This window comes from Mycobacterium sp. P2_H7 (genome assembly GCF_056403275.1).
Genome location: NZ_JBFUFU010000002.1, coordinates 81,413 through 94,255, shown reverse-complemented (window position 1 = coordinate 94,255; position 12,843 = coordinate 81,413). Strand labels below are relative to the sequence as shown.

Sequence of the window (12,843 nt, the reverse complement as noted above, 5' to 3'; positions counted from 1 at the left end):
GTCGCGCCGGTGCCGCATGCGCTGTCGGTTCCGGCAGCGGTGCTGGCCAGAAACCGCCTCGTTGTGCGGAATACGCACGGCCTCACGGATAGGTAACACCCCTCGATAGTTAGCTATGCATGCGAGTAAATTAATTGCTGTGACGTACGCAATAGAGGGAGAGCGCAGCGCTGCGCCCCTGCACAATGTCGATCTGCCGCGCGGGGTGCACGGGGCCACCGACCCCAGCTTCGCCTGCGCGGTGAAGGCCTTCGCGCAGTTGTTCGGTCACCGCAGCTTCGGCGGCGGCGCGTTGTCGGTGTATCTGGACGGGGTTCCCGTCGTCGACGTGTGGACCGGCTGGTCCGACCGCCGCGGCCGGCACGCCTGGTCGGCGGATACGGGCGCGATGGTCTTCTCGGCGACCAAGGGGCTCGCCTCCACCGTCATCCATCGGCTCGTCGACCGCGGCCTCCTCGACTACGACGTCCCCGTCGCCGAGTACTGGCCGGAGTTCGCGGCCAATGGCAAAGCGGCGATCACGGTGCGCGACGTCATGCGGCACCGGGCCGGGCTGTCCCAGCTGGGCCCCTGTACCAAAGCCGAGATGCTCGACCACGAACTGATGGAGCGGCGCGTGGCAGCCGCCCGGCCCGGCCTGTTCCACGGCCGACCGGCCTACCACGCGCTCACCTATGGCTGGCTGCTGGCGGGCCTGGGGCGGGCGGTGACCGGGCACGGGATGGCCGAGTTGTTCCGCTCCGAGCTGGCCGCGCCGCTGGGTCTCGACGGGGTCTACCTGGGGCGCCCGCCCGCCGCGGCGCCGACGCAGCCGGCACGGATCATCGGACCGCAGGGCGTCTGGGAGAACCCGATCTTCAACGCCGTCGCCCCACACCTGGCTGCGCTGCCGTTCTCGGGTGGATTCGGCGCCATGTACTTCCCCGGCATGCGCTCGATGGTGCAGGGGCACATGCCGCTGCTGGACAGTGAGATGGCCTCGGCCAACGGGGTGGTCACCGCACGGGCTCTCGCACGCATGTACGGCGCCATCGCCAACGGCGGCGAGCTGGACGGAACCCGGTTCCTGTCCCGGACGCTGGTGGACGGTCTCACGGGACGTCCCAGTCTGCATCCCGACGGCTCCATGCTGATGCCGATGTCGTTCCACCTCGGCTACCACGGGCTGCCTTTCCCCGGCGTACTGCCGGGATTCGGTCATGTCGGCCTGGGCGGCTCGCTGGGCTGGGCGGATCCCGCGTCGGGACTCGCGTTCGGGTACGTCCACAACCGGCTGCTCACGCCCATGCTGGTGCCCGACCAAGCCGGTTTCGTAGCGACCGCCGCATTGATCCGGCGGGCGGCCGGGCACGCGCGGGAACGGGGCTTCACGGCGATTCCGCAGTTCGGCGCGCCTTTCACGTACCCCGCCTCGGCCGTCGGTTAGACGGTTCGGCGCGGCCGTTCCATATTTTGCCTGGGCCTCAAACTAACTCCTCAGTAAGGTCGCGACCGGATATTGCTGGGGCCCTACCGGGGGCCTGGCGGGGTGTGCCCGCGGCGGCATCCGTGGTCGATGTCACGTCCTGACTTCGCCACCTTTCCTAGGTGGCTTGAGAGGTCGTTAGTCGTTACCTACTCAACGGTTGCCATGGTGGGCCGTCATGAGCGATCGTGGACGGGTTCGCGACGTGGCGGCGCATGTGACTGGGGCGGGTGTTACCAGTGTTTCTGCTGCTAGTGGCGATACGGGCCGGTTTCCGAAGTGAGTGAACAGTCGTTCCGCATCTGGGCGGCCGCTTATAGCAACTAATTTACGTTAGCTGCTATTATTAGCTGCTGTATGGCATGGCTAATGCCGATCTCAGCTAGGTGACGTACGCCACATTTACTGAGACGTCAATTTCTATGCCTACGCGCAGGTGGCGGGCGTATCCGCAAGTAGCTAGGCGATCTTGATATTGCTCGTGTAGCCTGCGCGTCGCGGCGTTTGAAACTGTAAAGTCCTTAGAGGATTTGCTCGGTTTTTAACGTCATCGTCAACGCAGACGGCTACGCTACCGACTCACCGACGAGTTTCGGCACTGGGGCGGAGAAAGGATCGGGGCAGCGCAGTGCGGCGCACATGAGGCAAACATGGGCCCGAGAGCCGTATCTGATGCACGCTCGTCTTTGAAGTCTTAACGTCCGAAAGAGGTTGGAACTACGTGGTTGAGACACCTGTCACAGCAGTCGCCGTCATCGGTATGGCGGTTCGGTTGCCTGGCGGAATCGACTCACCTGAGCAGATGTGGCAAGCGCTGCTCCGCGGCGACGACTACGTCACGACGGTTCCGCTCGAGCGCTGGGACGCCGAGGAGCACTACGACCCCGAGGTCGGAGTGCCCGGTCGGTCGGTCTCCAAGTGGGGCGCCTTCCTGGACGACGTCGCCGGCTTCGATGCCGACTTCTTCGGCATCGGTGACCGCGAAGCGACCGCCGCCGATCCGCAGCACCGCCTTCTCCTCGAGACCGCGTGGGAAGCAGTCGAGCACGCGGGTATCGATCCCGCGACACTGGACGGTTCGCTGACCGGCGTTTTCATGGGTCTGACGACCAACGACTACCAACTGATCGCCGCCGACGCGCACGCCATCGAGGGGCCCTACGGCTTCACGCACAACAACTACAGCATGGCGTCGGGCCGGGTCGCCTTCCATATGGGTCTGCGCGGTCCGGCCTTCACCGTGGACTCGGCCTGCTCGTCGGGTCTGCTGGCGCTGCACATGGCGACCCGCAGTCTGCACTTCGGTGAGAGCGATCTGGTGCTGGCCGGTGGCGCCCACATCATCCTCGATCCGCGCAAATATGCATCCGCGTCGGCGCAGGGCATGCTCTCGGGCACCGGCCGGTGCCGGGCCTTCGACGCGGACGCGGACGGCTTCGTGTTCGCCGAGGCGAGCGCCGTGCTGTTGCTGAAACGCCTCTCGGACGCCGAACGCGACGGCGACCGCGTCCTCGCCGTCGTCCGGGGCACCGCCGCAAACCAGGACGGCCACACCGTCAACATCCTGACGCCGTCCAACGAGTCTCAGGTGGCCGTGTACCGGGCGGCTCTGGACTCGGGTGCCATCGACCCGGGCACGGTCGGCTTCGTGGAGGCCCACGGCACCGGCACGCCCGTCGGCGACCCCATCGAATTCAAGAGCCTCGCCGACGTCTACGGCGGCACCGGACCGATCGCGATCGGTTCGTCGAAGACCAACTTCGGGCACAGCCAGTCCGCGTCAGGCGTGGTGGGTGTCATCAAGAGCGTGCTCGCGCTGCAGAATGGTGTGGTCCCGCCGAACCTGCACTTCTCCCGGATGCCCGACGAGCTGGAACGCCTCGGCACCGAATTCTTCGTCCCCACCGAAGTGACCGCGTTCCCGGACAAGAGTGGACCGCGCCGCGCCGCCGTGTCGGCCTACGGCATCTCCGGGTCCAACGCGCACGCGGTACTCGAGCAGGCACCGCAGACCAATGCCGAGGACGCTGCGCCTGCCGAGCAGGGCCCGCTCGTCTTCGTGCTGTCGTCTACCTCCGCCGACGAACTGCGCCGCACCGCCGGCCGGCTGGCCGACTGGGTGGCCGCACACCCCGACGTGAGCCTGCGCGACCTCGGGTACACCCTGGCCCGCCGCCGGTCACACCGTTCGGTGCGGACCGCCGTGATCGCCGACTCCGCCGAATCGCTCGTGACGGCACTGCGTGGGGTCGTCGACGGAGGCGCCCCGTACGAGGCCGCCGTCGGCGCCGATGACCGCGGCCCGGTCTGGGTGTTCTCCGGCCAGGGCTCGCAGTGGGCCGGGATGGGTGCCGGACTGCTGGCCGCCGAACCCGTCTTCGCCGCCACCATCGCCGCGCTGGAGCCGTTGATCGCCGAGGAGTCCGGCTTCTCGGTGACCGAGGCGATGACGGCCCCCGAGACCGTCACCGGTATCGGCAAGGTCCAGCCCACCGTCTTCGCGGTCCAGGTTGCGCTGGCGGCCACCCTGAAGGCCTACGGCGTGGTCCCCGGCGCGGTGATCGGCCACTCGATGGGCGAGATCGCCGCAGCGGTCGCTGCCGACGTGCTGTCCCTGGAGGACGCCGTCACGGTGATCTGCCGTCGCTCGCAGCTGATGAGCCGGGTCGCCGGCACCGGCGCGATGGCGTCGGTCGAGCTGCCCGCCAAGCAGGTGCTCTCCGAGTTGCAGGCCCGCGGCGTCAACGACGTCGTCCTGGCGGTGGTCGCCTCGCCGACCTCGACCGTCGTCGGCGGCGCGAAAGAATCCGTGCGCGAACTGGTGGCCGAGTGGGAGCGCCGCGAGATCATGGCCCGCGAGGTGGCCGTGGACGTCGCGTCGCACACCCCGCAGGTCGACCCGATCCTCGACGACCTCGCCGATGCCCTGGCCGACCTGGACCCGGGCGATCCGAGCGTCCCGTACTACTCGGCCACCATGTATGACCCGCGCGACCTGGTGGACTGGGACGCCGACTACTGGGTGGACAACCTGCGCCACACGGTCCGCTTCGCCGCCGCGGTGCAAGCCGCGCTGGAGGACGGCTACCGGGTGTTCACCGAGCTGTCCCCACATCCGCTGCTGACCCACGCCGTGGATCAGACCGCGCGCTCACTGGACATCAACTACGCGGCCCTCGCGAGTGTGCGCCGCGAACAGGAGCTCCCGGCCGGGTTGCTCGCCGTGGTGGCCGACCTGCACAACGCCGGAGCTCAGATCGACTTCTCCGTGCTCTACCCGTCCGGCCGTCTGGTCGACGCGCCGCTGCCGACGTGGACCCGGCGTCCGCTCATGCTGGTGCGCGACCCGAACGAGCTGCCTCCCGGCGGTGCGACGCTGGCGGTGCACCCGCTGCTCGGCGCGCACGTGCGACTGCCGGAGGAGCCCGAACGGCACGCCTGGCAGTCCGACCTGGGCACCGGCACGCAGCCGTGGCTTGGCGACCACCAGGTACTCGGTGTCGCCGCGCTCCCGGGTGCGGCCTATTGCGAGATGGCCCTGGCGGCGGCCGCGACGGTGCTCGGTGACGGTGCCGAGGTGCACGACATCACCTTCGACGAGATGCTGCTGCTCGAAGACAGCACCGTGGTGTCGGCGGCCTCGACGGTCGCCGCGCCGGGTGTCGCCGACTTCCTGGTGGAGACCTACCAGCAGGGCGAGCAGGTGCAGCGGGCCGGTGCCGTGCTGCGCGTCGCCGCAGACGCCGGGGCGCTCGCCGCGCACGACGTCGACGCGCTGTTGGCCGCCCACCCCAAACGGCTGGACGGATCGGAACTGCGCAGCTGGTACACCCAGCGTGGCATCCAGTACGGGCCCGCCTTCGCGGGCCKGGTGGCGGTCAACGTCAACGAGGGCACCGATGCCGGTCCCGACGACTCGGTCCTGGCCGAGGTCGCGCTGCCGGGCTCGATCCGCTCCCAGCAGGCCGCCTACGGCGTGCACCCCGCCCTGCTGGACGCCTGCTTCCAAGCCGTCGGCGCACATCCGGCGATCTTCGGTGACCTCTCGGGGTCGCTGCTGCTGCCGTTGGGCGTGCGCAAGCTGCGTGCCTACGGGTCGACGCGAAACGTGCACTACTGCCATGCCCGGCTGACCAGCGTGACATCCGCGACCGTCGAGGTCGACCTGGATCTGCTCGACGAGGACGGCAACGTCCTGCTCGCGGTCACGGGACTGCGCCTGGGAAGCGGCGTCTCCGACACCGGCCAGCTCGAGCGCACCTTCAGCGACCGGCTGCTGACCATCGAGTGGACCCAGCAGGATCTGCCGGAGGTCGAGTACGCCAACCCCGGCAGCTGGCTGCTGATCAGCACGTCGGATGCCGCCGACCTGCTCGCCACCAAACTGGCCGACGCCATCAAGGTGCACGGTCTGGATGTCACCACGATGGTGTGGCCGCAACATTCCGACCATGACGCCCAGGCGATCCGGCTGCGTGAACTGTTGGCCTCCAACGCTTTCGGTGATGTTCTGGTCGTGACCCCGCCACGACGCGGGGTCACCGACAAGCAGTCCGGGGTGCGCGGCGGGGACAACGTCCGCCACCTGGTGCACATCGTCCGGGAACTGCCCGAGGTGGTCGGTCAGGCGCCGCGCCTGCACGTCGTCACGCGCAATGCGCAGACGGTGCTGGCCGACGACGCCGCCAACCTGGACGAGGCCGGTCTGCGCGGGCTGGTGCGCGTGATCGGCACCGAGTACCCGCAACTGCGGGTGGCCCAGATCGACGTCGACGACTACACCGACGCCACTCCGGTGGCGGCCCAGTTGGTGTCCGGCTCCGACGAGGACGAGACGGCATGGCGGGGCGGCAAGTGGTTCTCCGCGCGCCTGGTGTCCGGTCCGTTGCGTCCCGAGGAACGCCGCACCACGGTGGTGAACCCGGCCCGCGACGGTCTGCGGTTGCAGATCCGGACCCCCGGCGACATCGAGACCCTGGAGTTGGCCGCCTTCGAGCGCGTCGCCCCCGGGCCCGGCCAGATCGAGGTCGCGGTGACGGCGTCGAACCTGAACTTCGCCGACGTGCTGATCGCCTTCGGCAGGTACCCGAGCTTCGAGGGCCGCCAACCCAAGCTCGGCGGCGATTTTGCCGGCGTCGTGACCGCCGTCGGTCCCGGCGTGGTGGGGCACAAGGTCGGCGACCGGGTCGGTGGCCTGTCGGCCGGCGGCACCTGGGCGACCTTCGTCACGTGCGATGCGAATCTGGCCGTCACCCTGCCGCCCGGCTTGCCGACGAACCGTGCCGCCGCCGTGCCGAGCGCACATGCCACCGCCTGGTACGGCCTGCACGACCTGGCCAGGATCGCGGCGGGGGACAAGGTGCTGATCCACTCCGGCACCGGTGGTGTCGGGCAGGCCGCGATCGCCATAGCGCGGGCCGCCGGTGCGGAGATCTACGCCACCGCGGGCAGCGATGCGCGCCGAGAGCTGTTGCGCGGCATGGGAGTCGAGCACGTGTACGACTCCCGCAGCACCGAATTCGCCGAGCAGATCCGTCGCGACACCGACGGCTACGGCGTGGACATCGTGCTGAACTCGCTGACCGGCGCCGCGCAGCGGGCCGGGCTGGAACTGCTGTCGTTCGGCGGCCGGTTCGTCGAGATCGGCAAGCGCGACATCTACGGGGACACCCGGATGGGTCTCTTCCCGTTCCGGCGCAACCTGTCCTTCTACGCCGTCGACCTCGCGCTGCTCTCGCTGACCAACCCCGACACGGTGCACCGCCTGCTGGAGGTCTGCTACCAGCAGATCGCCAACGGCGTCCTGCCGCTGCCGGAGACCACGCATTACCCGCTGGAGGACGGCGCCACCGCGATCCGGGTGATGGGTGCGGCCGAGCACACCGGCAAGCTCGTGCTCGACATTCCGCACGGCGGCCAGATCACCGCGGTGGTTCCGCCTCAGGAAGGCCGGGTGGGCCGGCCCGATTCGGCGTACATCATCACCGGCGGTCTGGGCGGGCTCGGCCTGTTCCTGGCCGAGAAGCTGGGTGCCGCGGGGTGCGGCCGGATCGTGCTCAACGGCCGGTCTGCGCCGTCGCAGCACGCCCAGGAGGTCATCGAACGGATCCGGCGCGGCGGTACCGAGGTGGAAGTTTCACTCGGTGACATCGCCGAGCAGGAGACCGCCGAGCGGCTGGTGGTGGCGGCCTGCGCCACCGGGCTGTCGCTTCGCGGCGTCCTGCACGGCGCAGCGGTCGTCGAAGACGCCGCCCTGCTGAACATCTCCGACGAACTCGTCGAACGCGACTGGGCACCGAAGGTGTACGGCGCCTGGAACCTGCACACCGCGACGGCCAAGCAGACGCTGGACTGGTTCTGCGTGTTCTCCTCGGCGGCGGCGCTGGTCGGTTCGCCCGGCCAGGGCGCCTACGCAGCGGCGAACAGCTGGCTGGACGCCTTCACCCACTGGCGGCGCAGCAAGGGCCTGCCCGCGACTGCCATTGCGTGGGGTCCGTGGGCCGAGATCGGCGCCGGTACCGGCCTGGCCTCCGAGAGCGGCGAGGCCGCGATCGATCCCGAAGAAGGTGCCTACGCCTTTGACATGCTCCTTCGACACGATCGGGCGTATACCGGTTACGCTTCGTTGACGGGGACGTCATGGATCGCCGCGTTCGCACAGAACACGCGGTTCGCCGAGGCGTTCCGGTCCACTGGTCCGCGGAGTGGCGGCGCCAGTAGTGCGTTCTTGGTAGAGCTGCACGATCTGCCGCTCGACGAGTGGCCGGCCAGGATGCGCAAGATGGTCGTCGAGCAGGTGAGCTTGATCCTGCGACGTGCGGTGGACCCCGACCGACCGTTGACCGAATATGGTCTCGATTCCCTGGGGACTCTCGAGGTACGTACCCGCATCGAGGCGGAAACAGGTATTCGTATTGGATCAGCAGACATCAGCACCGTGCGGGCGCTGACGGAGCGTCTTGTCGACGCTCTGGCGCCCGATTCGCCAGTATCGGTCCCGTCGTGAGGGCGGAGAGCGCATCGATGCGCACCCCGTCCGTCGACGTCGTCCAGGTAGGAGACCAATAAGTGGTTGCGATGAAGCCGATTCAAGAGTGGATCGGTGAACCAGGTGTAGTGATCTCGTGGCATCCGTCGCGGGCGTCGCTGGCGAAAGTGCGTGAGGCTCCGGTCAGTGATGTGCCGACGAGCTATCAGCAGGAGCAGCATCTGCTCGCCTACCGCAAGCACATCGCCGAGGGCACCGACATGGCCCGGCTGATCATCCCGGGCTGGGATGTGCCCGGGCAGTGCGACGTGCGCGCCATGACGCACGTGATCAACGCCTACCTGCGTAGGCACGACACGTTCCACAGCTGGTTCGAGTTCGCCGGCGAGCCCGAGGCCGGCGAGATCATCCGGCACACCGTCACCAACCCGCGCGACATCAAGTTCGTCGCGACCGAGCACGGCGAGATGGCCGCCGCCGAATGGCGTGACCACGTGATGTCCACCCCGGATCCGTGGCAGTGGGACTGCTTCCACTTCGGGGTCATCCAGCGGGCCGACCACTTCACCATCTACATCAGCGTCGACCACGTGCACACCGACGCGATGTTCATCGGGCTGGCGTTCGTCGAGATCCACATGATGTACGACGCGCTGGTGCGCGGCGAGGCGCCGCTGCAGCTCCCCGAGGCGGGCAGCTACGCCGAATACTGCATCGCGCAGCGCCAGTACACCGCCGACCTGACCACCGAGTCCGACGAGGTGCGCGGGTGGATCGACTTCCTCGAGCTCAATGGCGGTACGCTGCCGGGCTTCTCGCTGCCACTCGGCGACGCCTCGGTGCCGCACTCCGGTGACGTGATCACCCTGCAGCTGCTCGATCTGGAACAGACCGACAAGTTCGAGGCCGCCTGCACGTCGGCCGGTACCCGGTTCAGCGGCGGCGTGTTCGCCTGCGGTGCCCTGGCGCACGCGGCGCTGACCGGCGAGGACACCTACTCGGTGATCACGCCGACCACCACCCGCCGGACCCAGGTCGATTTCATGACCACCGGCTGGTTCACCGGGCTGGTGCCGATCGCGGTGCCCGTGGACGTGACGTCGTTCGCCGACACCGCGCAGGCCGCGCAGGCGTCCTTCGACGGCGGGATGGACCTGGCTCACGTGCCGTTCGAGCGGGTGCTGGAGCTGGCTTCCGGGGAAGGGGTGCGCGCACCCGATCCCGGCGTGCCGATGCTGTCGTTCATCGACGTCGGCATGCTGCTGCCGGGCGTCATCGAGCACTTCCAGAGCCTCGGCGGCCGGATCTACAGCGATCCGCGGTCGGCCTATCAGGTCGGTATGTGGGTGAACCGGGGTGAGAAGGAGACGACGGTCACCGTCGCTTTCCCGAACAACTCGATCGCCCGCGAGTCGGTGCTGCGGTACGTCGAGTCGATGCGTGAGGTCTACCTGCGGGTGATCGACGGCCTGGTTCCGGTGGAGGCGTTCACCGCCGCCGAGGCAGCCGATCTCGACCTCAAGACCGCCTGATCACATTCGCATGGGAGGTGACGGTGCGATGACGCGTGCCACCACGAAGTCCGACACCAAGAAGTCCGACACCAAGAAGTCCGAGCCCACCCGGCCGGACGGTGCCCGCTCGGACAACGTGCTCACGTTCACCGACCAGGTGATGTACCTGGCCCTGCGTGCCACCGGAGCCGAGGCCGTGGCCCAGGCCAACTGGATTTACGAACACCCCGTGGACTACGACCAGCTGCGGACCTTCTTCAACGAGATCGGTTACGGGTTGATGGGCCGGCTCATCGAGCCGTCGCCCCTGCCCTTCGGCCGCCACCGCTGGGTGACGGTGCACGGACCGCAGCAGGAACTCGACATCGCCGAGCCCCGGCCGCGGTCCGAACTCGGCGACTGGGTCGACGAGCGGACCGCCCTGCCCATCGATCCCGAATTCGGTCCGAGCTGGCACATGGGCGTGCTACCGATGACCGACGGATCGACCGCGATATCGCTGACCGCCTCGCATTGCATCGGGGACGGCAGCGCCGGCGTGCTCGCGCTGCTGGAGGCGGTGCACAAGGCCCGGCTGGACCACGGCTTCGGCCCGCGGAAGGCCCGTACCCGCAGGCAGGCGATCGTCGAGGACCTGCGCGTGACGGCGCGCGGGCTCCCCGAACTGGGCCGCACCCTGGTGGCCACCGTGAAGATGGCCCGCGACCACCGCCACGACATCTCGCGCTCGGGCGCGGTGCGCGTCGCCAAGCCGACAGGTCCCGATCACCTGGTGCACGTGCCGACGCTGAATGCCTTCATTCCCACCGACGAATGGGACGCGCGCGCCAAAGCCCTTGGTGGAAACAGTTATTCGCTGGTGGCCGGATTCGCGGCCAAGCTGTCCGAACACCTGGGCCGGTGCCGCGCCGAAGACGGTCTGGTCACGCTGAACGTGCCGCAGGCCGATCGAGATTTCGGCGACACCCGCGCCAATGCGGTGCTGCTGGCCGATATCGTCGTCGACCCGACGAAGGTCACCACCGATCTCTCGCACGCGCGTGCCGCCCTGAAGGAGGGCATCGCCGGTGCCCGCGCGACGCCCGACGAGATGCTGCAGCTGCTGCCGCTGGCGCCATGGGTGCCAAAGAAGGCCGTCCAAAAGGTCGCCGACGTGCTGTTCGGGTTCTCCGCGGACATGCCGGTGTCGTGCTCGAACATGGGCGACCTGCCGCCCGACGTCGCACTCGCGGACGGCACCCCCGCCGAATACATGTTCTTCCGCGGCGTCGACCGGACCATCACCCGGCACTCCCTGGAACAGCGTGGCGGCCTGCTCACCGTGGTGGCCCTGCGACTCAACGGCAAGATCTCGCTGAGCGTCGTCGCCTACAAGCCCGGCGAGCAGAACACCAAGCCGTGGCTGCGTGACCTGGTGACCAGTACGCTCGCCGAGTTCGAACTGTCCGGCCACATCGAGTAGCGGCAGAAACCGACAAGTTGGAGGCGCAGTGATGACGGCCGAGTCCGGTGCGCAGATGGACAATCGTCTCGACCTCTTCGACGAGGGCATGGTCCGGTCGCTCAACGCCACCGGCAGGATGCAGGCGATCCAGTGCGTCTGGGTCTACGAACGCCCGATCGACATGGAGGGCGTGCGGCGGTTCCACCGCAATTTCGGCTACGGCATGGCAGGCCGGCGGATCGAACGCTCGCCGCTGCCGTTCGCCCGGTACCGGTGGGTGTCCACCCCGGGCCCGGCGTCCCCGCTGGAGGTCGCGGACACCGCGATCCCGCGGGAAGATCTGAACGACTGGATCGACTTCCGCTCGCAGATCCATTGCGACGCCGAGGACGGTCCGGGCTGGCACATCGCGGTCCAGCCGCTGTCCGGTGGCGCGACCGCGGTCTGCGTCGTCGGCACGCATTGCCTGGGTGACGGGGTCGGTGCGGCACTCGCGGTGTGGGCGGCCGTCATCGGCAACAAGATCGACATCGGCTACCCCGCACCGTATTCCCGCCCGACCCGCAAGGCGCTGGCCGCCGATCTGAAAGACACCGTGCGGGCGCTGCCGGACGCGGCCAAGGCGGCCGCCAAACTCGTCAAACTGGTCCGGGCAGGTGCCAAGGATGCCACCGGGAAGCCGGACGGCGCCAAGCCCGCGGCCAAGCCGAAGTTCATCGGGCCGGACGCGCCGGTCGTGGTGCCCTGGACCTCGGTGTGGATCGAACCCACGCTGTGGGACGAACGGGCGCGCGCGCTCGGCGGTAACACCTATGCCCTGCTGGCCGGGATCGCGGCGCGGTTGGGCGAGCGGATGGACCGAAGAGGCGCCGACGGCGACGTGTCCCTCCTGATCGCCCTGGCCGACCGCGGTGACAAGGACTACCGCGCCAACGCGATGTCGCTGACCAGCGTGAAGATCGATCCAACCCCGGTGACCAAGGACCTGACCGCCACCCGGGCGGCGGTCCGTGAGGCGATCAAGTCCGGCAAGGACACGCCCAACCCACTGCTGGATGTGCTGCCGCTGGTACCCCTCCTGCCCCGCAAGGCCGTCCGGCTGCTCGCCGACAGCATCGTCGGCGCCAACGATCTCCCCGTGACCTGTTCGAATGTCGGTGTCATGCCAGAGGAGCTGGCCTCGGTGGACGGGACGCCTGCGGATTGGTCGGTGTTCCGGGGCGTGGATCAGGGGCTGACCCGGCGCTTCCTCGATCTCAGCGGCGGCCAGTTGGTTGTGGTCTCGGTCTTGGTAGGTGGCAAGATCAACATCGGCGTCGAGGCCTATCAACCCGGTGCCGAGAACTCCAAGGCGCGTTTGCGCGAGCTGGTCGCCGACACCCTGGCCGAATTCGAACTCACCGGCGAGATTCGATAGCCCACCGGCCGTGCT

The 12,843-nt window shown here is 68.5% G+C and carries 5 protein-coding genes; all 5 read left to right on the top strand.

The window, feature by feature from the left end:
• Positions 1-139: 139 nt before the first annotated feature.
• The 5 genes from lipL to AC1DY7_RS02280 all read left to right on the top strand — a co-directional run bounded on the left by lipL (position 140) and on the right by AC1DY7_RS02280 (position 12,828).
• On the top strand, positions 140-1,426 hold the full coding sequence (lipL, locus tag AC1DY7_RS02300) for an esterase/beta-lactamase LipL (RefSeq protein ID WP_477492038.1): 1,287 nt from the start codon (positions 140-142) through the stop codon (positions 1,424-1,426).
• Positions 1,427-2,186: 760 nt separating this feature from the next.
• On the top strand, positions 2,187-8,471 hold the full coding sequence (pks2, locus tag AC1DY7_RS02295) for a sulfolipid-1 biosynthesis phthioceranic/hydroxyphthioceranic acid synthase (protein WP_477492037.1): 6,285 nt from the start codon (positions 2,187-2,189) through the stop codon (positions 8,469-8,471).
• A gap of 62 nt (positions 8,472-8,533) precedes the next feature.
• On the top strand, positions 8,534-9,985 hold the full coding sequence (locus tag AC1DY7_RS02290) for a condensation domain-containing protein (protein WP_477492036.1): 1,452 nt from the start codon (positions 8,534-8,536) through the stop codon (positions 9,983-9,985).
• Positions 9,986-10,013: 28 nt separating this feature from the next.
• Complete coding sequence (locus tag AC1DY7_RS02285; protein WP_477492035.1) at positions 10,014-11,429, top strand: hypothetical protein; 1,416 nt, start codon at positions 10,014-10,016, stop codon at positions 11,427-11,429.
• A gap of 31 nt (positions 11,430-11,460) precedes the next feature.
• Entirely contained in the window at positions 11,461-12,828 is a 1,368-nt protein-coding gene (locus AC1DY7_RS02280; protein WP_477492034.1) for a hypothetical protein, read from the top strand.
• The last annotated feature ends 15 nt before the right edge of the window (positions 12,829-12,843 follow it).